Below are 23,084 nucleotides of genomic sequence, written 5' to 3'. Positions count from 1 at the left end.
CGAGACGCAGAGAGGCTGGCGCTTCCCATATTCGGGCTGCGCCAGCCTCATCCCGCGTCGAAAACGAAGTGGGTGCCGAAATCTCCTCAGGCCGCGAACCGGAGCGCGATCACCAAACCAATCAGCGCCACCACGCCGGCCAGCAGCATCGCCGCCCTGGGGTCGCCGAAGTTCAGGGTCCATCCAATGCCGAACCTGCGCGGGACCACCAGGGCCGGGTCCTCCCGATTGATGTAGATAACCCCACCGCGCCAGAACTTGTCGTCGTCGCGGTGGGTGAGGCCGGTGTCCTCCCCGTTCCCGCCACGGTCCCTGTTGTTCCTGGCCAGGACGGCGATGGTTGCCGCCACCGAGGCCAGCACCGGGATCACGATCACCAGCGGTGCCCACCGGGAAACGGTCCCCGTCCACATCAACAGCGACGATCCCATCAGTCCTAGGTCGATCATGGCTACCAGCCCCAGCAGGGCCTTGGCGCCAAGTGACATGTAGTGCCGGGCCCAGCGAGAGGACCCAATGGGGTGGGCCGGGTCAAGATCGGGCCTGCTGCGGACGACGGCCGCCGCAATGCCTCCCAGCAGGCCGGTCAGGCCAAGCTGCAGGAAGACCAACGAAAAAGCGGAGCCAACCGACTTCACTTCAATCCTGTCCGGGGCGCCGTTGGCGCCATAGTGCACCGCGAGGTCCTGCGGCATCGACGGGTACATCAGGATGCCAATAACCGCCGTCGCGGCTGTGACGGCCACGGCCGGTGCCAGCCAGAGCCAGGGAAACCGTGGGGGATTGGTCCTCAGCTCGGTGTCCACCGCGATGCCCTGATGCAGGCCCTGAAACCAGTCGCCAGCGAGTTTCGCCGCGCGGATCTCTTGGTGGGCAAGGAAGAAGCAGCCATACCAGGTACCCACCAGCACCAGCACCGACAGCGGCAGCAGCAACGGCAGCCCGGTCACCGCGACGCTGGCCACGCCGGCCACGGCAACCATGCCCCCGCAGAGCAGGACCCGCCGCCGGTACAGGCGCGACTGCGCCGCAACCACGGGATCGGCAGCATACTGGGCAGGGATCCGGACCCCGAACGGAACCGTGCCGCTGGTGACCGACGGCAAGACCAGCGCCAGCAGCAGCACCAGGCCCAGCAACACCAGGCCCAAAATCACGGAAACAATCATGGCGTGCCCTCCTGCTGTGTAGCGCCAAAGGAATCGAGCAATGTCCGGCAGGCCTTGAGTACCTCATCTGTGGAGATTCCGCGGGCCACGGCCTCGGCCAGGAGGGTCCTCGTCCTGGCGGTCCAGTCGGCCGGGAGCTGGTCCGTCGCCGGCGCGGTCACCACCGCACCCGTGCCGCGGCTGAGGCGGATCAGGCCTTCCTGCCGGAGGAGATCGTAGGCCTTGTTGACGGTATGGAAGTTGATGCCGAAATCGGCGGCGAGCGTGCGGGTAGGGGGCAACGGGCTCCCGTCCGCCAAGGAACCATGGGCGATCGCCTCCACGATCTGGTCCCGGATCTGCTGATAGATCGGGACGTCAGCCGCCAGGTCCACGCTGAGGATCATGGCACCCACCCCTAACCTTTGTTCTATTAGTTATAGAACAAAGCTGAGTCCTTTGCTAGGGCCGCCCGGCCCACTATGGCCAGCCACCGCCGTCGGGCGTCAAAATTCTTCCAAGTGGGGCCTTTACGCCCTGGCCGCACGTTATTAAAGTGGAACGCGTCATAGTCCGGATGGGCGCCGGGGGCGTCCGGGAAGGGGGATTGCGCATCACCGCTGACCGATACCAGAAGACAAGTGACCACTACGTTCAAGGCCCCTCCTAGGAGGGGCCTTCCCTTTGCCCGGCAGCTGCGCGGAGCGTCCCTACCTGCAGTGGTACGCCAAACCCTGGCCCGGGCCAATTGTAGCGACGCAGCCGTTTCTGTGGAGACGGCCGGCGCAAAAACAGGTACCCCGGCCGTGCGCCCCGAGCCAGTTTCCGGAAACCTGAGTACCTAATACTCATGACCGGTCGCCGAGACATTCGTAGTCTGGACCGGACTAGGGATGGGATGCCACAAACGGTTCTCCCGTCGTCGCAGAATCCAGGGGGAGGACAGTAATGCAAACGCCCGTTGCGGAGCCGATCGCCGCCTGGATTACCCAGCGGTAGAATCCAATAACTCTGAGCGGACGGAGGCAGGCCCATGGCGACTTTCGCACATCACGCCCGCAGTCTTGTCCTTGTCACGGTGGTTGCTTTGACGGCCGTTGCCTGTGGCGATCTCAACACTCCTGGAAGCTCGGGGCCGGGTTCCGGAAGCGCGGCCTCCGATCCCGCCGATCCAACGACGGGCGCGTCCTCCGCCGCCCCCGAGGTTTCGCACAACGTAGAGCCTCCGGTTGCCTCCGGCACCCCGGCAGCCGCAGACCCCTCAGCGGCTTCAGAGGCCATGCCCACCGCCGATCTTCCTGGGTGGAAACAGGTCTTTACGGAGGACTTCACCGATGGAGATGTTGGCTTGGGGACATTTCCCGGTCCCGTCTACGCCTCACGCTGGAGCGAGAACTACGCGGACGGGACACCGGACACCGCTGCACAGCAGCAGCCCAAGGACGCAAGGACCTCCGGGTACTACCCGTCGAAAGTCCTGAGTATTCATGACGGTGTCCTGGACATGTTCCTGCATTCGGAAGACGGGGTGGCCATGGGGGCTGCGCCGTCGCCCAAACTCTACGGAGCCGACCAGCGGCCCTACAACAGCCTGGTCTACGGACGGATTTCCGTACGCTTCAAAGCCGACGTGTTGCCGGGATTCAAGTTGGCCTGGCTGCTGTGGCCGGACAGCAAGCAGTGGCCTGAGGACGGAGAGATCGACTTCCCGGAAGGGGACCTGTCAAAAGTCATCTACGCTGCGGTGCATGGTGTGGAGGCGGGTGAACACAAATTCGACGTCTTCCGCCCCAACCAGCCATACGGGGACTGGCACATTGCCACCACGGAATGGCGGGCCGACGGCATCGAGTTCTTCCTTGACGGAAAATCCCTTGGCGTCTCTACGAGGTTCGTCCCGACCAAGCCAATGCACTACATCCTGCAGACCGAGGCCTGCTCCCCGAACTGCCCGCTGCCCGAAACGAACGGCCATGTCCTGGTGGACTGGGTATCCATCTGGGAAAGGGTGTAGCAGCGCGGGCGGTCAGGCAAGTCCGGCAATCCGCGCGCGGAGGAACTGCTGTTCCACGTCGTTGTCTGTGAGGATCAGTGCCTCCTCAAACGCCACGCGCGCCTCCTCGGCACGGCCAAGCCTGACCAGGAAATCGCCCCGGGCCGCGGCAAGGTACGGGTACCCTGCCAGCTGTGGTTCCGCACCGAGCGCATCCAGTTCAGCCAGGCCTTCGGCATATCCCGCGGCAAAGCCCAGGGCAATTGCGCGGTTGAGCCGGACCACGGGGGAGGGCCACCGTTCCATCAGCAGGTCATACAGTCCCAGGATCTCCTGCCAGTCGGTTTCGGACCAGGACGCGCTCTCATCATGCACGGCCGCGATGGCCGCCATGAGGGCGAAGCGGCCCGGCGGCCGGGCAGCTAAAGCTTCCCGTAGGAGCGCTACGCCTTCATTGATGGACTGCCGGTCCCATGCGGACCGGTCCTGGTTTTCAAGCAGGACCATGTCCCGGTGCCCGTCCAGCCGGGCGGCCGTACGGGCTTCGGCAAGCAAGACCAGGGCCAGGAGCCCGGCGACATCGGGATCAGCGGGAAGCAGGACGCGCAGCATCCTTGCCAACTCCAGTCCGCGTTCGGCGAGGTCGCGCCGCATCAGCTTCGTTCCCGATGGAGCCGTGTGCCCGGTGGTGTACACCAGGTACACCACCGCCAGCACCCCGTCCACGCGCTCGTGCAGCTCGGAGGCCGGCGGCACCCGGTATGGGATATGGGCCGCCGCGATCTTCTTCTTCGCACGGGTGATGCGGGCGGCCATAGTGGATTCCGGCACGAGGAAAGCCCGCGCCACCTCGGCCTGGACAGCCCGCACAACAGCCGCAGCGTAAGGGCCACACGGGCCTCAAGCGCCAGGGCGGGGTGGCAGCAGGTGAAGATCAGCCGGAGCCGGTCGTCCGGAATGCCACCGGGCTCGAAGTCCGGAAGACCGCCGGGCTCGAAGTCCGGAAGACCGCCGTCGTACTCCTCCGGCTCAAGCAGCTTGGGCAACGACCGTTGAACCGTAGCTGCGCGGCGGCGCATATCCAGGGCCCGGTGCCGGGCCGCCACCGTGAGCCAAGCCCCCGGATTCCTGGGGATCCCGCTCCCGCCCCAAGTGGACAGGGCCCTGGCATAGGCGTCCTGGACAGCCTCCTCGGCGGTGTCGATGTCGCCCGCCACCCGCACCGTTGCCGCCAGTACGAAGGCCCACTCCCGGCGGTGCGCGTCCGCCACCGCTGCAGCAACCTCCGCGCTGGCGGCCTGTGGCATCAGTTGGCCACCCGGACGGGCCACACCTCGACTCCGACGCCGGCGGGAACCTCCTTGGCGATTTCAAGTGCCTCGTCCAGGTCGGCTGCCTCGACCAGGTAGTAGCCGCCCAAGGTTTCCTTCGACTCGGCGAACGGGCCGTCCGTGACCAGGAATCCGCCGGCCCCGTCGCGGCGGACCGATGTGGCAGTGGAGGAGGGGTGCAGGGCAGCTCCGCCGAGCAGGGACGGGCCGCGGCGCTGCTGGAACTCCTGGTAGCTGGTGCTGATCGATTCCCCTTCGGCCTGCCGTGCCACCGATTCGTCCTGGTAGATGAGGATCAGGTACTTGGACATGTCATGCTCCCTTTCTGGTGTGGTCGGGGGCTCCCTGGTGTAGAAGCTCCTACCCATACAACGCACAGCGGAAGCGGAAATCGACAACAGCACACCTTCCATTTCCAAGGTACCCCGCCAACGGGGCCTTGCCGCAAGGCCCCGGGAGTGCCGCATACTGGCGGTCGTATACCGGACGCAGGCGGGGGAGCGAGATGCACGACGTAGTGATTGTGGGGTGCGGGCCCACGGGCCTGATGCTGGCGGGGGAACTGCGGCTGGCGGGGGTTGACGCAGTGGTCCTGGAGCGGCGCGAGTCCCAGGAACTGGCCGGTTCCCGAGGTGGCGGTATCCACTCGCGCACCATCGAACTGCTGGACCAGCGCGGCATCGCGGACCGGTTCCTCGCCGCAGGCAAGACGGTCCAGACGGCATCCTTCGGCAACACGCCGCTGGACCTGGGCGGCCTGCCCACCCGCCACCCGTACACCCTGGCGCTGTTCCAGAACCACATTGAGCGGCTGCTGCTCGAGTGGGTGCAGGGACTGAGCGTGGAGATCCGGCGCGGTGTGGAGGTCACCGGAGTTTCAGCGGACGACGACGGCGCGGAGGTCCAGCTGGCCGGCGGCGGACCAGTGCGGGCCCGCTACGTTGTGGGCACCGACGGCGGGCGCAGCGTGGTACGGCGGTCCGCCGGCATCCCCATGGTGGGCCCGGACGCTACCCGGAGCAGCCTGATCGCGGAGGTGAAGGCGGCCGGGGAACCGGGCCAGCAGGGAAAGGTGGACGCGCGCGGTATCCATGGGTTGTACCCGTTGGGCGGCGGCATGGTCCGGGTGGTGGTCACCGAAGCGGCCCTGGGACCGGCCACCGAGCCCACCCTGGCAGACCTGCGGGAGGCCTTGACGGAGGTCTTCGGCACCGACTTCGGCGTGCACAGCCCCACGTGGCTGTCGCGCTTTACCGATGCCACCCGGCAGGCGGAGGCATACCGGAAGGGCAGGGTGCTGCTGGCTGGGGACGCCGCCCATGTCCACTCACCCACGGGCGGGCTTGGCATCGGCCTGGGGCTGCAGGACGCCGTCAACCTCGGCTGGAAATTGGGGCAGGTGGTGCGGGGCGAGTCCCGCGAGGACCTGCTGGACACTTACCATGCGGAGCGGCACCCGGCGGGGGAGCGGGCCCTGAAGTACACTATGGCGCAGTCCCTCTTCCAGAAGGCCGATCCGCGGCAGGAAGCCCTGCGTGACCTGCTCGGCGAGGTGCTCCGGGTCGACGGCGCAGGGACGCCCATCGCGGCGCTCGTCACCGGACTCGACGTCGCCTACCACCCCGGCCCGGGCCACCCGCTCCTGGGCCGCCGGATGCCGGACCTGGACCTGGCCACCGCTGCCGGACCGGCCACCGTGTACGGGCTGCTGCACACTGCCCAGCCGCTGCTGCTGGAGTGTGGCGGCCCTGCGCTGGAGTCCGGCGCGTGGGCCGGGCAGGTCCAGCACATCAAAGTGAGGTACGACGCCGCGTGGCAGCTTCCCGTGCTGGGAGCGGTTGCCGCGCCCACGGCAGTCCTGGTCCGGCCCGACGGCTACGTGGCGTGGGTGGGGCAGGGTTCAGCGGACGGGCTCACCGAGGCCCTCGGTCTGTGGTTCGGCGGCGTGGATCAGTAAAGAGCTGCTGTAGCCCTCTTGCCGGCTGGGAGGGGCCGGGTGGACGACCGCCGGCGCAGCCTGTCCGGTTCCAGCGGCACGGTCCTCCGGCTGCAGGGAGCGGAGCACGGCCTTCTTTAGCCTGGAGGTGAAGCGCCGTTCAACGAACCGGTGGATAAGCCACGCAAGACTGACGCTGAAGGCCAGGGCGACGGCAAGGGTCGGCCATGTACCCAATGACCCACGCAGGCTCTTGATGATCCACCATCCCCACATCTCGTGCACCAGATACAGCGGGTAGGTCAACGCTCCCGCGACGCCCATCCAGTTCCACCCACGATGGCGCAGCGGTGTGGTTGTTGCCAGCGAGACGACGGCAACAAAGCCGAGAATCACCAGCCATGCGGTCTCCGGCGGAAGTGGGTGGCCTGTGCTTTGGGACATGGCAGGCAGAAACCTGTCAGCGGTCTGGTGGCAGCCCAGCAGGGTGTTCACGCCGATGGCCAGCCAACGAAGGAGGCTGTGACCCTGTGTGTGAACAAGGTAGAGGCCGATTCCCACAGCGAAAAGCGGCGAGAAGTCCGGTATCAGCAGCGTTTCGAGCAGCTTGGAGTCCGACTGGATGGCCAGCATTCCCAGAAGTGGCCACAGGAAAACGAAGGCCAACAGCCGTTGGTGCGTCATCCCCCGCCAGATAAAGAACGCAATAGTGATGTAGAACAGCAGTTCGACCCAAAGCGTCCAGAAGACGCCGTCGAGCGAACTGACGCCAACGGACTGTTGGAGCATAGACAGGTTCAGCAGTGCGTCTGTCCACGTGACTCTGTTCATGTCCCCGTGGGTTACGGCCAGCAGTAGGAACGCGGCCAGGATGACCGCCGTCCAGTAGGCAGGAAACAGCCGGGAGACCCTGGAGGCAACGAACTGCCCTACCGACCGGCCGTGGGCCGACATGAGGATGACGAAGCCGCTGATGATGAAGAAGAGCTGGACGCCCATTGCGCCGTAGGCGGTCAGTCCCGAAAGCCTGGGAAAGACCTCCCGGGAGGGAACACCCCAGAACAGATCTCCGAAGACGGCTGTGTAGTGGTAGGCCACGACGCCCAAGGCAGCCGCAAGCCTGAGGCAGTCGAGGAGGAGGAGCCGCGGACGGACCGGCCCGGACGCAAAAGGGGCAGGCTGGGATGGGGGCATGGGCGCGCGGCTTTCTGGACATCGACTCGGAGCGAAGCGATATTATCAGCCGCGCCGTGGTTCGTTTCCAATGGCGGCCTGGAGTGATTTTGTGTTGCTTCCCCCACGCCGCAGAGCCACCCGGCGCCACGGATGCATTAATTGGGGGAAATTGAGCAAAAACTGCGGGACTTCCCCCTATTGCCGGCAGGGCACGGTTTGTTAGCCTGAAATCCGGGTCAGGCAGGCGGCCTCTCTGTTGCCGCTCAAGGAGACCCGCCTTCAACGCCACCCCGCTCTCGCCGGGACATTGGCCTCCCCTCCTGGGCATGCAACCGTCCGCAAGCTGACGCGGATGTGGCCCAGGGTATCCAATTTTCGGGGGTGGGCCACATCCCGTCGTTCAATCCGGGGGCCAGCAGCGTCGCTGGCCCCCGGGCCATCCACCACGGCGTCAGTCGTCGAAGTACGCCTTCACATCCCCGGGGCCTGAGAAACGGTTCACCAACGCTTCGGCAATCTCGTTTAGCTTTTGGTTGCGGGTGTTGGAGGCGCTGCGCAGCAGCTCGAAGGCATGGTCCTTGCCGCAGTTGTTTTGGGCCATGATGATGCCACACGCCACGTCGATCACCGTTCTGGTGTCCATCGCCGACTTCAGGTTCTCGGCGCGCTGGTCCGCAGAGGCGATCCGGACGGCCAGCCGGAGTGCCTTACCCGCCATCTCGCCGAAGCGCACCCCGTCGGCGACCGCCTGCCCACTGAAGAGTCCGCTGACCGGGGCGAAGAAATCAAGGACCGCGCCGGCGTCGTCATCCAGTCTCATTGGAATGCCCAAAGCGCTGGCGATGCCGGCGGCCGCAAGGGCGCTGCGGTACTCAGGCCACCGCGGGTCGGATGACACGTCACCGAGGAGGACAGGCACGCCGCTGTCCAGGGCGTCGATGCACGGGCCGTCGCCAAGGCTCTGTTCGATCCGGTCAATCACCACGGCCCTGCCGCTGCTGCCGCCGATGGTGGCTGTCCGCTTGCGCCGGTGCAGCGTGACGGCACATTCAATGGGCATCCCCGTGGTGGTGGTCATGGTGGCCGCCGCAAAAGCGGTGAGGTCGTCGAGGACGGATTTGATGTCCTCCATTCCGGCAATGAGGTCCACAAGTTCCTCGAGGTCACCCGCGTTTTCCTGGTCCACCATATGTTCAATCTAGGAGCGCCGGACAGCTGCCACAAGGGCGCCCGGACCACTCCGTTGCCAGCAGGCTCCCAGCCGCCACCCAGCGCAGTTATGGAAACGTTATATATGCTTGCTTAGTGGTTTTTAGGTCAAGCAGCGGAAATTTGTCAGCACCAGCCGGCCCGGCAGCACCCCAGACGGGGCTCCTGGCCGGGCGCAAGCACGCCCTGGACGGGCTGAGGATCATCGCCGTGGCCGGCGTGTTTTTCTTCCATACGGCCACCGAGTCGATGCCGGGCGGATCCATCGGCGTGGATGTGTTCTTCACGCTCAGCGGCTTTGTGATCACGCTGCTGATCATGAAGGAGCGGATCGCCACCGGCCGGCTGCACCTCGGTATCTTTTACGCCAAGCGCCTGGCCCGGCTGTGGCCCGCGCTCCTGGCGCTCTGCGCAGTGATTGTCACCGCGGGCCTTCTGTTCCCCGCCTCCGGCTGGGGCGGCCAGGCAGGGTTCGTCCTTCCCGCCGCCGCCTATGTGATGAACCTGGCCCACTTCGGCATGTTCGGCGACTCCATCGCCGGTGAAACCCTGGGCCCCACTTGGACCCTCGCCGTCGAGGAACAGTTCTACCTGGTGTGGCCGCTGCTCCTGCTGGGGATGCTCCGGTTCTGGAAGGTCCGCACTGCTGCCTTTGCGACCGTGGGCCTGGCGGCCGCTTTCGTGCTGAACCGCTTCCTGCTGGTCAGTGCGGCCAGCCGCTGGACCGCATCTACAACGGACCGGACACCCGGGCCGACGAGCTGCTGATCGGCTGCGCCCTGGCCCTGCTGTTCGCTGCGGTCCGCGAGGGTTCCCGGCTGCACCATTCCCTGGTGTCGGCTGCCCGCTGGGGTGCGCCGTTGGCAGGTGCCACCCTGGTGGCCGCCTTGTTCCTGCTGAAGGAACCCGACACCCCCGGCGCCTGGTTCAACACTTTCTGGACCGTGGGCCCCACGGTGCTCGCCCTGGTGTCGGCCGTCCTCATCGGCTCGCTGGTCCTCCAGCCGGCCGGGTTCCTGTCGCGCATCTTCAGCCATCCGTGGCTGGCCCGGCCCGGCCGCGACCTGTCCTACGCCATGTACCTCTGGCACCTGCCGGTGTACCTGCTCCTGATGCCGCTGATCCCGGCGCTGCCCCTCCGCATCGCGCTGACGGCCGTGCTGACAGTGCTGCTGGCATACGCCTCGTTCCGCTGGGTGGAGCGGCCGCTCCGGCTCTGGGCGAACCAAAAGCTGGAACCCGTCGTCGTCCGTTCCACCCCTGAACAATCCAAGGCACCCGCGACAGCGTCAGTCGGCTAGGCCCACGCCCCTCCTGTCTCCGCCGGCCCGGAAGTCAGCCCTTCCTGATGGGCGGCAGTCCCAGCTGCGTCCTGCCCCTGACGCAGGTGCCTGGGTGGAGGTGGAACAGTCCGGGCAACAGCCCTCCTGCAGGTCGCCGGCGGCATCCAACCGCTGCGGCACGGCGCAGCACGCGTCTCCGCGCCAGGCGTTGATTCCCTCGCGGACGGCGATCCCAGCGATCACCAGCGCTGCGCCGGCGTCGGCCCACCACCAGCCCAGGGTGCTGTTCAGGAGCAGGCCGACCAGCAGCACGGCCGAAAGGTACGTGCAAAGCAGGGTCTGTTTGGAGTCGGCCACCGCTGTCCGGGACCCGAGTTCGCGGCCGGTCCGGCGCTGCGCCCAGGACAGAACTGGCATGATGGCCAGGCTCAGCGCCGCGATGACGATGCCAGGCAGGGAATGCCGGGCCTCGCCGCCGCCGGCCAGGGACCGGATGGAGTCCGCGGCGACGAATGCTGCCAGTGCGAAGAACGACACGGCGATGATCCGCAGGGTCAGGTGTTCGCGCCGTTCGGGATCCTTGGCGGAGAACTGCCACGAGAGCGCCAGCGCCGAGGCTACCTCGATGACCGAGTCCAGGCCAAAGCCGATCAGCGCGGACGAATCAGCCGCCCCTCCTGCCCACAACGCCACGATGGCCTCGACGATGTTGTAAGTGATGGTGGCTGCGGCGAAGAGCCTGATCCGCCGGTTCAGCACCCGCCGCCGGTCCATAGCGGCTGCCATGTGAGGGGCCGTCATGCGAAGCACTCCCCGTCGGGGGCACAGCAGGCCGGATCAACGGCCAGGACAACGTTCAGCAGGTCCTTGATGGCGTGCCCGATCCGGGCGTCCGCAAGCTCATACCGGCTCCGCCGTCCGTCCGGCACTGCAACCACCAGCCCGCAGCCCCGGAGGCAGGCCAGGTGGTTGGACATGCTTTGCCGGGAAACCCTCCAGGCTGTCCGCCAGGTCGGACGGATAGGACGGCGCCTCCGCGAGGGCCAGGAGCACGCGGGCGCGGGTGGGGTCGGAGACTGCGTAGCCGAAGCGGGCCAGCACCGGGGCGTGGGTAAGGGTCTGCATCTCCCCAAAGTACAGCCGTGACTGTATTCAGGCATAAGTGGATTCCCGGGAACCCTTCCCGTAGCCGGTTTAGTAGCCGCCGGGGTTGGCTGACTGGCAGGTCTGGTCGCTGCCGGTCTGCGCCACCACGCTGCCGGAGGAGTCGGCGGATGACGGCGGCGCGGCGGGCTTGCTGCCGGACGCGAAGTCCGTGCCGGCGTACAGTTGCACGCCCTGGATGTTGGCAACCTGCTGGACGCTGCTTGCCGGCAGGCCGAACAGTGCGGCAACGTCAGCCGCCACGTCCTCGAAACCGGCGGAGTAGTACACCATGGTCTGGCTGGTCGCCTGTGCGGGCAGCTGGGTGAGCTTGGTGAATCCGGCGTCGGACAGCATCCCTGCGATCGCCTTGCTGCGGCCGGTCACGCCGGTGCCGTTGGCGACGGAGACGGGCTGCAGCGACTTGTCATATGCCGGGGCGGCGGGCGTGGCCGGCCCCTCCGTGGGTGCGGCCGGGGCAGGCTGGCTCAGGTCCGCGCTGTTGCGCAGGGCCTTGAAGAAGTTTGACGCCGCGGGTTCGTCCAGGGCCAGCCGGTTGGGGTCCTGGGGCGAGGGGACCGTGGGCGTGGTGATGAAGTTGATGTTGGCCGGGTCGATGTTCTTCAGCCGGTTGGCGATGGTCAGCAGCGACGGAACGGACGACAGGCCGGAGTCCACCGTCAGGTTCTTGGTGATGGTGTCCGCGATGGTCAGGACCTTCTGCGGGTTGCCCAGGGTGCCCTCGGACTTGAGCTTGCGGCTGAGTGAGGCAAGGAAGCCCTGCTGCGCCTGGATGCGGCCCAGGTCCCCGCCGTTGGCGAAGGCATGCCGTGTCCGCAGGAACGCCAGCGCCTGGTCACCTTGCACCTGGGAGGTGCCGGCCGGGAGGTTCAGGTGCGAATCGGGATCGTTGACGGCCTGGGTCACGCAGACCTCCACGCCGCCCACCGCATTGGACAACTCCTTGACGGCGTTGAAGTCCGCCATCATGAAGTGGTCCACCTCAAGCCCCGTCAGCTTGTTCACCGTGTCCACCGCGCAGCCGATCCCGGCCTGGGCCATGGCGCTGTTAATCATGGCGCTCTTCTGCTCGGGATAGGTCTGGTTGGTCTTGGAATCCGTGCACGACGGGACGTCCACCATCAGGTCGCGCGGGAAGCTGACCACGTTGACGTGCTTGTTGTCCGCCGAGATGTCCAGCAGCATCATCACATCGGATTGGCCGTAGCCGGACGACTGGTCCGCAGTGCCGTACTGGCTGTTGTTCCCGCTGCGGGTGTCCGAGCCGAGCACCAGGATCTGCAGCCGGTCGGTGCTGTCATTCACGGCACCTTCGGTGCGCTGCCCTCCCGCGGACAGCTGCGAGGTGCTGATGTTGGACTGCAGGCGCCAGGCCCAGTAGCCGCCGAACGCCAGGACGCCAAGGAGCAGCACCGACACTACAGCGGTGATGGCTTTGACCCAGCGGGGGGCGCGGCGGAAAGGCCGACGGCGGCGCGAACTGGCGGCGTACAGCTCGCCTTGGCCGGGGTAGGCGGCGGAGCTGGTGGCTTCCTGTTCCGGGCCGGGGGATTTCTTGGAACCGAACACGACAAAATGACCTTCGGGAGGGGACAGGTTTCCGATACGCTACACGCCGAAGCTGGCAATTCGCCCAGAACCGTGCCCGTGGCGGGTGTCCCGGCGCTTCCGCCGCGGTGCGGGGGCGTACTCTTTCTTCTCGGCGGTATCCGCCCCGGCGATGGGCCCGGCCGTGGGGAAAGCCCGGGTGTGCAGGCTGAGGAACGGACAAATGGATACAGGACAAGAACAGCGGGAAACGGGCCGGCCTGCCCGGCGCGGGTTGGGCAAACTGGCGGTCTGGCTGGAGGACGACTCCCCGGGACGCCTCCGTCCGTTGATCCTGGCGGTGGTCCTCACGCTCTCGGCGATCGGACTCGTCGAGGTGGCATCGGCGTCGTCCGTGGAATCCGTGGCGGCAGGAAACAACCCGTACGACCTTCCCCTCAAGCAGGCCATGTGGACCGTGGCCGGCGTGGTGATCATGCTGGCGCTGGCGCGCATGTCCGTGCGGCGGATCCGGTGGCTGGGCTGGCCGCTGCTGATCGGCTCCCTGTTCGCCCTGGTGCTGGTGTTCACGCCGCTGGGCATGTCCGTGAACGGCAACCGGAACTGGCTCAGCGTGGGCGGCTTCACCGCGCAGCCGTCCGAATTCGCCAAACTGTCCCTGATTGTGTGGGGCGCCGGCATCCTGGACCGGAAGCAGGCCCTGCTGGGGCAGTGGAAGCACGCGGTCATCCCGCTGGGGCCAGCCGGAGCACTGATCATGGGCGTCGTGGCCCTGGGGCACGACCTCGGCACCACCATGATCATCATGCTGATCCTCGCCGCCACCATGTTCTACGGCGGCGTGCGGATGAAGGTGTTCTCCGTGGCCGGGCTGATCTGCGTGGCAGCCGCCCTAGTGCTCGCGGCCACCAGCGGCAACAGGATGGGGCGGATTTCCTCCTGGCTGGGCATGGGCTCCGACGAGGACGCCCAGGGCATGGGCTACCAGGCGCAGCACGGCGCTTACGCCCTGGCCTCCGGCAGTTGGTTCGGCGTGGGCCTGGGCCAGAGCCGGCAGAAATGGAACTGGATCCCGGAAGCCCACAACGACTTCATCTTCTCCATCCTGGGCGAGGAACTGGGCTTTGCCGGTTCGCTGCTGGTGCTGGGCCTGTTCGCCATCCTGGCCATTGCCGTGTTCAAGACCATCGCCCGCACCACGGACACCTTCTCCCGGATCGTCGCGTGCAGCATCATCACCTGGATCCTGGGCCAGGCGGTCATCAACATCGCCATGGTCAGCGGGCTGCTGCCGGTGATCGGCGTGCCGCTGCCGTTCATTTCCTACGGCGGCTCGGCCATGGTTTCCTCCCTCGCTGGAATCGGGGTGATCCTTGCCGTGACGCGGCCCGAAGGAACCGTTTCCCCCGGCCACGGCGGAAGCAGCCTGCGCAGGGGCAGGCTGGGCCGCGCCCGTTTGCGCGGTGCCCGGCCGGAGGGCGCCAGGCCAAACAGTCCAGTGGCCGGCCGTGCCGCGAAGCAGGTCCGGGAGCATGCCCACCAGCGCTAGCGCCGCCGGGAGGGGTCCCGCGGCGCCCATGACCGCCATCCGGTTCATCCTGGCCTTCGGGATCATCAGCGCCTTGATGGACATGGTGTACGAGGGCGCCCGGAGCGTCACCGGCCCGTACCTCGGCGCCCTGGGCGCGTCGGCGCTCCTGGTCAGCGTTGTCACCGGCGCCGGCGAGGCAGTGGCCCTGGTCCTCCGCCTGGTGTTTGGCCGGCTTGCGGACCGGCCCGGGCTGCGGTGGGCGCTGGCAATCGGCGGGTACGCCCTGACGGCCGTGTCCGTGCCGCTGCTCGGACTCACCGACGCGCTGTGGATCGCCTGCCTCCTGGTCCTGGCGGAGCGGCTGGGCAAAGCCGTCCGGAGCCCCGCCAAGGACACCATGCTGGCCGAAGCGGGATCCGCGATGGGCCAGGGGAAGGCGTTCGCGCTGCACGAAGCCCTGGACCAAGTGGGGGCCCTGCTGGGGCCGCTGCTGGTGGGGGCGGCACTGGCCCTTTCGGGCAGCTACGGTCCAGGGTTCCTGCTGCTGGCCGTCCCCGGACTGGCGGCCATGCTGATCCTCTTCCGGCTGCGGCGGAGGGTCCCGGACCCTGCCCTCTTCGAGCCGGCGGACGCCCTGGCCGCCGGTCCACTTCCCGATGACACCGGCCCTGTGCCGGGCGCTGCCGGCGCTGTGTCCGGCAAGGCCGCCCCCATGCCCCGCCAGTACTGGCTCTACGCCGCCTTCAGCAGCCTGACCATGTTCGGCTACGCCACGTTCGGGCTGCTCTCATTCCACCTGGTGGCCACCGGCCTCCTGCCTCCCGCCATGGTGCCGGTCCTCTACGCAGCAGCGATGGGAGTGGACGCGCTCGCCGCCTTGGCCTCTGGCTGGCTCTTTGACCGGGTGGGGTTGAAGGTCCTCCTGGCCCTTCCCGTCCTGGCGGCTGCAGTGCCGTGGCTGGGTTTCAGCAACAACACGGCGCTGGCCGTGGCCGGGGTGCTGGTGTGGGGAGCGGCCATGGGCGTCCAGGAAAGCACCATGCGGGCCGGCGTTGCCGGGCTGGCTCCGGTCGCCCGCCGGGGGAGTGCCTACGGGATGTTCACCGCGTGCTACGGCCTCGCGTGGCTGGCCGGAAGCTTCCTCATCGGGTGGCTCTACGAGTACTCAACCGTTGCCCTCGCCGTCACCGTCACGGCGGTGCAGGCTGCCGCCATGGTGATCTTCGTCGTCGTCCGTCCCCACGCCGGACGTCCGGAACTGCACTCTTCGGGAACCGGGTCCCCCTAGGCAACCGCTCCGGCGATCTCCGGGCACTCAGTGCAGCGGACGTCCGCAACCAGGGAGCCGGCGTCGTCCTTTTGGAAGTGGGTGACGTGATTGGTGGTCCTGCCGCAGGTGGGGCAGAAGCTCTGGCTTTGTTTAGTCCACATGCATGAATAATACGGAACGCCGTGATAAACGGAAGGTTGAGGACCAAAGTATGTGGATCCCCGCATGCCCTGTGACCGGATCTTGACCAAACCCGCTGGCGATTCTTCAGGGAACGCTGAGATTCGCCGCGTAGCTTGGGCGCATCAGGCAGTAGGGAAGGAGCGCAGGACAATGACCCTCACCGATTACATCGTGGCTCTCGGCGGCATGCTGGCTTCACTCGGATGTGCAGGACTCGTGGCCGCCGGCTTGATCAAGGCGCGGGCGCGGCACCAGGCGTAACCCGGGCCTGGCCCGGGGCGGCCAGCTACGCGATCGCCGGGGGGTCGAAGCGCGTTCGGGGTGCGCCGCTGGGCATGGCCTTCAGGATACTGTCCGCCACGCTGCGGACCTTGAGGTTGCGGGTCCTCGACGTTCCCGCCAGCCTGCTGAACGCCTCCGCGTAGGAGCAGCGGTTCTGCGCCATGAGCACGCCGCAGGCAACGTCGATGCTGGTGCGGCTCTCCAGGACCTGCTTCAGGTTGTCGCCGGCGCGGATCACGCCGTGGACGTCCAGGGCCAGCTTCAGGCTGCGCGATGCCACTTCGCCGAACCACGAGGCTTCACTGGTGACCCTGGGGGTGAAGGCGTGATTGGCAGGATCCAGGAACACCAGGGCGGCTGAGGCGCCCGGTTGCAGTTCGAGGGGGAGGACCAGGGCTGCGCCGAAGCCGTGATCCAGCAACCTCCTCCGGTAGGCCTGCCAGCGCGAGCCCGTCTGGCTCACCACCGTGGGCGCGGCCAGGGCGGTGCCCAGTGCGGCCGGCCCGTCCGAGTACTCGTCCTCCGAGGCCGCAAGGGCCGCCGCCTCCGGGGTGCTTCCCCCGGTGCTTGTGCAGCCGCGCTGCCGGTACACCACCGCGGCACACTCGACCCCGGTGTTTGCCGTACCGCTGAGCCAACGGGCGCCCGCGTACGCAAGCCTTTGCAGGGATGCTGCTTCATCGTCAGCCCCGGTCATCAGGTCCAGCAGGAACCCCTGCCGGTCGGGCCCCTCATTGTTCGCCGGGCCAACAGCCACCCTGCACCCCCGTCCGCCATTACCCCAAAGGCCGTGCTGCCGGGGATTGCATAAAACCTATTGGTCCGGGCCGGGACGGGGCACGAGTAGCCAGTACTCTACTTTTCCCCGGGAGCTGCCGGAGATACCTGTTCGTTTCCTGCGGGGAGGTGGGCGGGCGGCAAGTGGGCTACCATTGGTTTGTTAGACGGCCAAGCAAGTAGGATATCGAAGGAATTCGCATGAACCCGCATGGTGCAAGCGAAGGCTACTGGTACCCAGCTGCGGGGGGTGACCGGCCCGGAGCCGTCGACGTGATCAATGCCCTTCGGGAGTTCCGGACTTCGGAGAGCGCCATGAGAAGGCGCACCCGGTCCTCGGCCGCCATGGGGGAGACCGACCTCCTGGCGCTCCGGTACCTGATCGACGCCCAAGCAGCAGGCGTTGGCATCCGGCCCACGCAGCTCGCCGCCCGCCTGGGCATCACCTCCGCCTCAATGACCAGTCTCGTGGACCGGCTGGTCGCCGCCGGCCATGTGATTCGTGAACCCCACCCCTCGGACCGGCGGGCCGTCATCCTTCGGCCCACCCCGGGAGCCGACGAAGAGGTGCGACACAACCTCAACCAGCTCCACAAGCGGATGCTGGAGGCTGCGGAGTCGCTGACGCCCGAGGAAATCACCGCGGTGATGAACTTCCTCTTGCGCATGCGGGAGGCTGTGGACGCCGTTGAATCCAGCCCCGTTGCCGGACTCCGGTAGACAAGACAGTAATCCTAGTTAGACTAGCTACATTGTTTGGTAACTATCGGATGGCGGATCGCATGACTGCAGTACTTGAACCTCAGGCAGCGGGACAACCCATCCCTGTCCAGGCCCACGACGACATCCAACTCCAGGTCGCACCACCGGCCTTGCCGGAGCCCGCGGCATCAGAGCTGCCGGACGGGCCCGCCGGGCCGATGGAGCTGGATGACCCGGCCGCGCCCTTCCACTGCGGGGTGGCCATGACCGCCGGACCCGTCCCCATCGCAGCTCTGGGGTGGGCGCCGCTCGAGCTCGGCTCGTCGGAATGGTCCTGCACCTGCGGCTACACCATGGACAGCGCGCCCGCCGGTGACCCGCTCGAATCCGTCCGGCTGGCCTCGGCCAGGGTGGAGAGCCTGCAGTGGGAACTTGACGCCGCCCAGGAGCAGTTCGAGAACGCCCTCAGGATCGCCTCGAAGCGTGGCGCGGAAGTGGAGGCCCTGGGTAGGGCCGCCGGCCTGAACGCGGCGGAACTCCGGGACGTCCTCGCTGGCGGCGCAGGCCTGCTGTAAGCCCCAAGTCTGGGAAAGCCCCTAACAGACCTGAAGTGCAGCCATCCGTCTACTCAGATGCAGCTGCACTTCGGGTTGTTGGAAGCGGAAGAAAAGCGGTGGTGGCCAGCTCTGGCCCGAATAGTGGGCGCGGCGAGCGGCCGGGAGTCCTATGCGGCCAGCCGTACCGGAGCGGTACGCGGATGGCGGCGGTCAGCCAGCACGCTGATGGTGCAGGGTGCCTGTTCTGGATCGATCCTCGCGGGCAGCTGCCTGGTTTCGGAAGCGGCTTGGAGCATTTCCAGCGCCTCCTCATCCACCCAGGCGCCGGAGACATCAAGCTCCAGGTCCAGGCCTGCCCTCAGGGAGTTGGCACGCTTTGCCACTACATAGAGGGCGTTGACGCTGTGGACGGTGATATGCCCCTTTGCAATCACCTGGGCCTTGCTGTGGTCCAGATCAACCCGGACCACGATGTTCAGCTTAGAGTTCAAGATGTAAAGCCTTCCCCGGCATTGGCTGCGACGCTGCAGCTTCTTGCATGACCTATTTGCTTAAGCCTCAACCAGATTAGGCAACCAATGTGATGTGCGCAACACAGTGACGTTTGTTACATCGAACTCAGTTTCCTCTCATTTACGGGAGCAGCGCGTCACCCGCTTCGTCGTTCTTGGCCCCGACCACCGGACGAATGGAAGAATCAGACCTAGTAACCACGGCACGAACCAACAACCGACCCGGGCTCCTGGCCGCGCAGCACGCGGATGCCCAGTAGTACCGCCACCGAAGGACACGCAATGAGCAAAGAACAGCTGATCATCATCGGCTCCGGCCCCTCCGGCTACACCGCCGCCATTTATGCCGCCCGCGCTGGGCTGAACCCCCTGGTGCTGGCCGGTTCCGTCACCGCCGGCGGCGCCCTGATGAACACCACCGAGGTGGAAAACTTCCCGGGCTTCCCCAGCGGCGTCCAGGGCCCGGAGCTGATGGACGGGCTGCAGCAGCAGGCGGAAAAGTTCGGCGCACGCATTGAGTACGACGACGCCACGTCAGTTGACCTCACTGGTCCCGTCAAGCGCGTGGTCACCGGCGGCGGGGAGACGTACGAGGCCAAGGCCGTCATCCTGGCCACCGGCTCCGCCTACAAGGAACTTGGCCTGCCGGAGGAAAAGAAGTTCAGCGGCCACGGTGTTTCCTGGTGCGCCACCTGCGACGGGTTCTTCTTCCGCGAGCAGGACATCATCGTGGTGGGCGGCGGTGACTCCGCCATGGAGGAAGCAACCTTCCTGACCCGCTTCGGAAAGTCCGTGACCGTCGTCGTGCGCAAGGGCGAACTCCGGGCCTCCCGGATCATGGCCCAGCGTGCCAAGGACAATCCTAAGATCAGCTTTGCCTGGAACTCCGCCGTCACGGCCATCCACGGGGACGGCAAGGTCACCGGCGTGACCCTGACGGACACCCGGACCGGCGAAACCCGGCACCAGGATGCCACCGGCATTTTCGTGGCCATCGGCCACCTGCCCCGCACTGACTTGGTGGCCGGGCAGGTGGAGCTGGACGACGAAGGCTACATCAAGGTTGACGCGCCCACCACGTGCACCAACCTGCCCGGCGTCTTCGCCTGTGGCGATGCCGTGGACCACCGCTACCGGCAGGCCATCACCGCAGCCGGCACCGGCTGTGCGGCAGCCCTGGACGCCGAGCGCTTCCTGGCCGCACTGGAGGACGCCGCCAGCATCGCCACGGCGCTGGTGGAGGAACCGACCCACAGCTGAGTGCTGTGCAGCGGGCTCCCCGGGTCAGACGACTTCGGGGAGCCTTCCTGTTAATACGGAAACGGGGGCCGCGGACCAGCGCTCGCGTTCGGGCTCGTACGAGATCACCATGGACGCGTCGCTCTCGTCTGCCTCGTCGATGGCCAGCAGCAGCGCGTCCTCCATGTGCCTGGCGTATTCCAGTCGTTCGGGCAGGGAACCCTGCAGCCCGCCGTCGTCAATCAGCACGTGGCCCTTGCCGTCCACGATGACTTTCAATGAATACCCGCTGTCCTCATGAAGGGACCCCCGGGTGGATGAAATTTCAGTGACCCGGTCTGCCCGGACCAGTCCGTTGCCCAGCGTGCGGATCCACACTTCACCCATGAAATGACCTCCCCTTGGCAGTGGGCGCAGATGATCAGCGCCCCATAGGGCGAACGCTACTCCTTCGTGTGCTGCTTGTGACCCCCGTATTTTTTACGAACATTCCTCCCAGGAAAACCGCATGCCGGGCCGGTGCTGTTGACCTATGCTGGGTGTCGCCAGCCCACCTGGGGTTAACCGACTTTGGGAGGAACTTATGTGGTCGAAACTTGATACGTATCTCTTTCCGCTCCGGCCATCGGCAACGTGCCCCTCGGGCACCTTCATGCTCCACGTCCCCTCCGGGAAGATGGAGTGGTCTGAAGGCATGTTCGGTATCCACGGCCTGAAGCAAGGCGAGGTGGTGCCCACCCTGGAACTCTTCATGGCCCACAAGCATCCGCAGGACCGGGAGACTGTCCGCGCTCTCTGGAGAAATTTGCTGGACGGCGGCGGCCAAGGCGCGCTCCTTCACCGGGTCATTGACGTCCGGGGCAAGGAGCGGCGCGTCTTTTCCGCCGTCCAGGCCGTTGCCGATGCTTCGGGCCAGGTCGAGTACGTGAGCGGATTCATGGTGGACGTCACCCAGAGCCTGCGCATCGAGTCGCAGCATGCGGCAGAGGAAGCCATCGAGGGTGCGTACGGGTATAAGGCCGTGATAGAGCAGGCGAAGGGCATTGTCATGGCCCTGCGGGGCGTGGACGGGCCGGCGGCGTTCCAGGTCCTGGCCACACGGAGCCAGCACGCCAACGCCAAACTGCATTTCGTTGCAGAAGAACTGGTGACCGCCGCGGCAAACGGCAAGGCCGATGAACTGCTGGCGGGCTACTGATTCCGCGTGGAGGCCGTCTTCACGGCGTTGCTCCTGCCCCGGCCGGTGGGACCTTCGGCACTTCCCGCCGTCGCACGCCCTGCGCGACTCTGGTTGCACGTCCGCTGGCGCCCAGCGGCCCCAACCCCGCATCGATTGCTGAGTATCTGCCGTTTTGAGCGCCCATAACGGCAGGTACGGAGCAATCGATGCCGGATCACGGGCCTTCCGGCAGGGGAGCCAGGCAACCGGTGAGGAGGGTGGCATGGCAGGCAGGACCGGCGCGGGCCGGAGCGGCAACCTGGGCTCCGCGATCGTCAACGCCCTGCTGCTTTACGGGATCAACATCTGGCCCGGATGGCAGGTTCTGCCGTTCCTGACGGCTGACATGGCCCGGGTCCTGGATCTGGTCAATGCCTCGTTGATCGCCGGCATCGTGGTGAACGTCGTGTGCGTGGTGATCCGCTCCAGGGCGCTGCTGGCACTGGGAAACCTGGTGGTTATGGGCATCGGGGTGGCGGCCATCCTGCGCCTCTGGGACGTCTTCCCCTTCGACTTCGGCACAGCCTGGTCCGGCTGGCCCGTCCTGGTGCGGGTCTTCCTGGTCCTTGGAATCGTGGGGTCGATCATCGGCGGCATCGCTGAGCTGGTGAACCTGTTCCGCGCCCTTGCCGGGCTGGAGCCGCGGGCGCGCTAAGGGCCGGCGGTACCGCAGGGCCATCGGGGCGGCCCTAGGATAAATCTGATGACTTCCCCGGATGACCCCAAGCCCTTCAGCCTGCGCAGCATTGCGGTGGCCGCCTTCGGCCCCACCTTGCTTTTCGGAATCGGGCAGGGCGCCATCCTTCCGGTGGTGGCGTTGTCCGCCCGCGACCTGGGTGCCTCGGTGGCGGTCGCTGCGCTGATCGTCACCCTGATCGGGCTGGGGTCCTGGTTCTTCAACCTGCCGGCGTCCCTGGTGACCCTGCGCTTTGGCGAACGCTGGTCCATCGTGGGGGCCGCCGTCGCCGCCGGCCTGGCCCTGGCGGCCGCCGCCACGTCGTCACTGGCACCGAACGGACTGTTGCTGCTCGCCGTGGCGATGACCGTCGTCGGCATGTCCGGAGCGGTGTTTGGCCTGGCGCGGCAAAAGTACCTCACCGAGGCGGTGCCCGTGGCCTTCCGTGCCCGTGCGCTGTCCACGCTGGGCGGGGTGAACCGGATCGGTGTGTTCATCGGCCCGTTTGCGGGGGCTGTGGTGATGCAGTTCTTCGGCATCGCCGGCGCCTACTGGGTGGGTGTGGTGGCCATGGCGGCCGCCGCCCTGCTGTCCCTCACTATCCCGGACCTGACGACGCCGGAGGTCCGCACGGGTGCCGACGCCGGGCCCCAGCCCACGCTCCGCAGCGTCGCGGTGTCCCATGCGGGCGTGTTCCTTTCGCTGGGGGTGGGCATCCTGCTGCTCAGTGCGCTGCGGTCCTCCCGTCAGGTGGTGATCCCGCTCTGGTCCGACCATCTGGGCATGGACGCCACTTCCGCGTCCCTGATCTACGGGCTGTCCGGCGCAATCGACATGCTGGTGTTCTACCCGGCCGGAAAACTCATGGACCGCAAAGGCCGGCAGTGGGTGGCCGTACCCTCCACGCTGCTTATGGGCACCGCGCTGCTCCTCATCCCGCTGACGGGTTCCTTCGTGGGGCTGCTGCTGGCCGCCCTGCTGATCGGGTTCGGCAACGGCATCAGCTCCGGGCTGGTGATGACCCTTGGTGCCGATTTTTCACCGGACCGGGGCCGCGGGCAGTTCCTGGGCCTCTGGCGGTTCATGGCTGACGCAGGCTCCACCGGGGGACCGGTGCTCCTCTCCGGGGTCACCGCCCTCGCGTCCCTGGGCCCGGGCATCGCTGCCACGGGCGTCCTGGGGTTCGCGGCGGCGGCCGTGTTCGCCGTCGTGATTCCCCGCCTGAAGCACCGCCGCAACTACTAGTTGCTCCATCAGATATGGTCCCTTAACCGGGGCTTTGGCGACCATATCTGATGGAGCAGCAGGGCGTGTTTGCGCGGCCGGTTGGTGGGTAGGCCGCGCGGCG

24 protein-coding genes and 2 pseudogenes are annotated in these 23,084 nt (G+C 66.8%); 12 read left to right on the top strand and 14 right to left on the bottom strand.

Features of this window, described 5'->3' with window-relative positions; genetic code table 11:
• Positions 1-86: 86 nt before the first annotated feature.
• Both ACFVTD_RS03490 and ACFVTD_RS03485 read right to left on the bottom strand, forming a co-directional pair.
• On the bottom strand, positions 87-1,169 hold the full coding sequence (locus tag ACFVTD_RS03490; protein WP_387558066.1) for a DUF1648 domain-containing protein: 1,083 nt from the start codon (positions 1,167-1,169) through the stop codon (positions 87-89).
• Positions 1,166-1,555, bottom strand: a complete 390-nt coding sequence (locus ACFVTD_RS03485; protein ID WP_387558961.1) for a GntR family transcriptional regulator — start codon at positions 1,553-1,555, stop codon at positions 1,166-1,168. The genes ACFVTD_RS03490 and ACFVTD_RS03485 overlap by 4 nt, the downstream gene beginning before the upstream one ends.
• A gap of 626 nt (positions 1,556-2,181) precedes the next feature.
• On the opposite strand from ACFVTD_RS03485, the gene ACFVTD_RS03480 reads away from it, so the two are divergent.
• Complete coding sequence (locus ACFVTD_RS03480; protein WP_387558064.1) at positions 2,182-3,162, top strand: glycoside hydrolase family 16 protein; 981 nt, start codon at positions 2,182-2,184, stop codon at positions 3,160-3,162.
• A 12-nt stretch (positions 3,163-3,174) separates the two neighbouring features.
• Here ACFVTD_RS03480 and ACFVTD_RS03475 read toward each other — a convergent pair whose 3' ends face one another.
• From ACFVTD_RS03475 to ACFVTD_RS03465, 3 genes and pseudogenes are all read right to left on the bottom strand, one after another.
• Entirely contained in the window at positions 3,175-3,972 is a 798-nt protein-coding gene (locus ACFVTD_RS03475; RefSeq protein ID WP_387558061.1) for an RNA polymerase sigma factor, read from the bottom strand.
• Positions 3,973-4,262: 290 nt separating this feature from the next.
• Positions 4,263-4,448: pseudogene (locus tag ACFVTD_RS03470) on the bottom strand (RNA polymerase sigma factor); the annotation flags it as partial.
• Complete coding sequence (locus ACFVTD_RS03465) at positions 4,448-4,783, bottom strand: YciI family protein (RefSeq protein ID WP_387558058.1); 336 nt, start codon at positions 4,781-4,783, stop codon at positions 4,448-4,450. The gene ACFVTD_RS03465 and the pseudogene ACFVTD_RS03470, both read right to left, overlap by 1 nt.
• A 194-nt stretch (positions 4,784-4,977) precedes the next feature.
• On the opposite strand from ACFVTD_RS03465, the gene ACFVTD_RS03460 reads away from it, so the two are divergent.
• Positions 4,978-6,429, top strand: coding sequence for an FAD-dependent monooxygenase (locus ACFVTD_RS03460; protein ID WP_387558055.1), 1,452 nt, complete (start codon positions 4,978-4,980; stop codon positions 6,427-6,429).
• On the opposite strand, the gene ACFVTD_RS03455 is transcribed toward ACFVTD_RS03460, so the two are convergent.
• Positions 6,373-7,602, bottom strand: a complete 1,230-nt coding sequence (locus tag ACFVTD_RS03455; RefSeq protein ID WP_387558052.1) for an acyltransferase family protein — start codon at positions 7,600-7,602, stop codon at positions 6,373-6,375. The two genes, ACFVTD_RS03460 and ACFVTD_RS03455, sit on opposite strands and share 57 nt — an antisense overlap.
• Positions 7,603-8,035: 433 nt before the next feature.
• Entirely contained in the window at positions 8,036-8,773 is a 738-nt protein-coding gene (locus ACFVTD_RS03450) for an ANTAR domain-containing response regulator (RefSeq protein ID WP_387558049.1), read from the bottom strand.
• Between the two features lie 143 nt (positions 8,774-8,916).
• On the opposite strand from ACFVTD_RS03450, the gene ACFVTD_RS03445 reads away from it, so the two are divergent.
• Positions 8,917-9,561, top strand: a complete 645-nt coding sequence (locus tag ACFVTD_RS03445) for an acyltransferase family protein (protein ID WP_387558046.1) — start codon at positions 8,917-8,919, stop codon at positions 9,559-9,561.
• Between the two features lie 65 nt (positions 9,562-9,626).
• On the top strand, positions 9,627-10,094 hold the full coding sequence (locus ACFVTD_RS03440; protein ID WP_387558043.1) for an acyltransferase family protein: 468 nt from the start codon (positions 9,627-9,629) through the stop codon (positions 10,092-10,094).
• Here ACFVTD_RS03440 and ACFVTD_RS03435 read toward each other — a convergent pair.
• The 3 genes and pseudogenes from ACFVTD_RS03435 to ACFVTD_RS03425 all read right to left on the bottom strand — a co-directional run bounded on the left by ACFVTD_RS03435 (position 10,083) and on the right by ACFVTD_RS03425 (position 12,809).
• Entirely contained in the window at positions 10,083-10,877 is a 795-nt protein-coding gene (locus tag ACFVTD_RS03435) for a cation transporter (RefSeq protein WP_387558040.1), read from the bottom strand. The genes ACFVTD_RS03440 and ACFVTD_RS03435 overlap by 12 nt on opposite strands.
• A pseudogene (locus tag ACFVTD_RS03430) lies at positions 10,874-11,201 on the bottom strand (ArsR/SmtB family transcription factor). Before ACFVTD_RS03430 ends, ACFVTD_RS03435 begins: the two are co-directional and overlap by 4 nt.
• 69 nt (positions 11,202-11,270) lie before the next feature.
• Entirely contained in the window at positions 11,271-12,809 is a 1,539-nt protein-coding gene (locus ACFVTD_RS03425; protein ID WP_387558037.1) for an LCP family protein, read from the bottom strand.
• A gap of 202 nt (positions 12,810-13,011) precedes the next feature.
• On the opposite strand from ACFVTD_RS03425, the gene ftsW reads away from it, so the two are divergent.
• Positions 13,012-14,337 carry a putative lipid II flippase FtsW gene (gene ftsW / locus ACFVTD_RS03420; RefSeq protein ID WP_387558034.1) on the top strand — a complete coding sequence of 442 codons (1,326 nt, stop codon included), beginning with the start codon at positions 13,012-13,014 and terminating at the stop codon, positions 14,335-14,337.
• On the top strand, positions 14,321-15,607 hold the full coding sequence (locus ACFVTD_RS03415) for an MFS transporter (RefSeq protein WP_387558032.1): 1,287 nt from the start codon (positions 14,321-14,323) through the stop codon (positions 15,605-15,607). Before ftsW ends, ACFVTD_RS03415 begins: the two co-directional genes overlap by 17 nt.
• Here ACFVTD_RS03415 and ACFVTD_RS03410 read toward each other — a convergent pair.
• Together ACFVTD_RS03410 and ACFVTD_RS03405 are read right to left on the bottom strand one after the other, a co-directional pair.
• Positions 15,604-15,750 carry a hypothetical protein gene (locus ACFVTD_RS03410; RefSeq protein ID WP_387558029.1) on the bottom strand — a complete coding sequence of 49 codons (147 nt, stop codon included), beginning with the start codon at positions 15,748-15,750 and terminating at the stop codon, positions 15,604-15,606. The two genes, ACFVTD_RS03415 and ACFVTD_RS03410, sit on opposite strands and share 4 nt — an antisense overlap.
• A 308-nt stretch (positions 15,751-16,058) precedes the next feature.
• Positions 16,059-16,811: an ANTAR domain-containing protein gene (locus tag ACFVTD_RS03405; RefSeq protein ID WP_387558026.1), complete on the bottom strand. Its 753-nt coding sequence runs from the start codon at positions 16,809-16,811 to the stop codon at positions 16,059-16,061.
• Positions 16,812-17,032: 221 nt separating this feature from the next.
• Between ACFVTD_RS03405 and ACFVTD_RS03400 the strand changes: the two genes are divergently transcribed.
• Positions 17,033-17,551 carry a MarR family winged helix-turn-helix transcriptional regulator gene (locus ACFVTD_RS03400; protein WP_387558024.1) on the top strand — a complete coding sequence of 173 codons (519 nt, stop codon included), beginning with the start codon at positions 17,033-17,035 and terminating at the stop codon, positions 17,549-17,551.
• A gap of 62 nt (positions 17,552-17,613) precedes the next feature.
• Complete coding sequence (locus ACFVTD_RS03395; protein ID WP_387558021.1) at positions 17,614-18,108, top strand: hypothetical protein; 495 nt, start codon at positions 17,614-17,616, stop codon at positions 18,106-18,108.
• 149 nt (positions 18,109-18,257) lie between these two features.
• Here the strand turns inward: ACFVTD_RS03395 and ACFVTD_RS03390 are convergent, their stop codons facing one another.
• Positions 18,258-18,581 carry a hypothetical protein gene (locus ACFVTD_RS03390; protein ID WP_387558019.1) on the bottom strand — a complete coding sequence of 108 codons (324 nt, stop codon included), beginning with the start codon at positions 18,579-18,581 and terminating at the stop codon, positions 18,258-18,260.
• Positions 18,582-18,884: 303 nt separating this feature from the next.
• On the opposite strand from ACFVTD_RS03390, the gene trxB reads away from it, so the two are divergent.
• A complete protein-coding gene (trxB, locus tag ACFVTD_RS03385) occupies positions 18,885-19,862 on the top strand; it encodes a thioredoxin-disulfide reductase (RefSeq protein WP_387558016.1) in 978 nt (325 codons plus the stop codon).
• Positions 19,863-19,886: 24 nt separating this feature from the next.
• On the opposite strand, the gene ACFVTD_RS03380 is transcribed toward trxB, so the two are convergent.
• A complete protein-coding gene (locus tag ACFVTD_RS03380) occupies positions 19,887-20,228 on the bottom strand; it encodes a hypothetical protein (protein ID WP_387558013.1) in 342 nt (113 codons plus the stop codon).
• Between the two features lie 196 nt (positions 20,229-20,424).
• Between ACFVTD_RS03380 and ACFVTD_RS03375 the strand changes: the two genes are divergently transcribed.
• The 3 genes from ACFVTD_RS03375 to ACFVTD_RS03365 all read left to right on the top strand — a co-directional run bounded on the left by ACFVTD_RS03375 (position 20,425) and on the right by ACFVTD_RS03365 (position 22,981).
• Positions 20,425-21,039, top strand: a complete 615-nt coding sequence (locus ACFVTD_RS03375; RefSeq protein WP_387558010.1) for a PAS and ANTAR domain-containing protein — start codon at positions 20,425-20,427, stop codon at positions 21,037-21,039.
• 244 nt (positions 21,040-21,283) lie between these two features.
• Positions 21,284-21,715 carry a hypothetical protein gene (locus ACFVTD_RS03370; RefSeq protein ID WP_387558007.1) on the top strand — a complete coding sequence of 144 codons (432 nt, stop codon included), beginning with the start codon at positions 21,284-21,286 and terminating at the stop codon, positions 21,713-21,715.
• Between the two features lie 48 nt (positions 21,716-21,763).
• Complete coding sequence (locus ACFVTD_RS03365) at positions 21,764-22,981, top strand: MFS transporter (protein WP_387558004.1); 1,218 nt, start codon at positions 21,764-21,766, stop codon at positions 22,979-22,981.
• Positions 22,982-23,084: the final 103 nt, after the last annotated feature.

This window comes from Pseudarthrobacter sp. NPDC058119 (assembly GCF_042884655.1).
Taxonomy (GTDB): Bacteria; Actinomycetota; Actinomycetes; order Actinomycetales; family Micrococcaceae; genus Arthrobacter.
The sequence above is the reverse complement of the archived record's forward strand: the minus strand, read 5'-3'. Positions and strand labels throughout refer to the sequence as shown.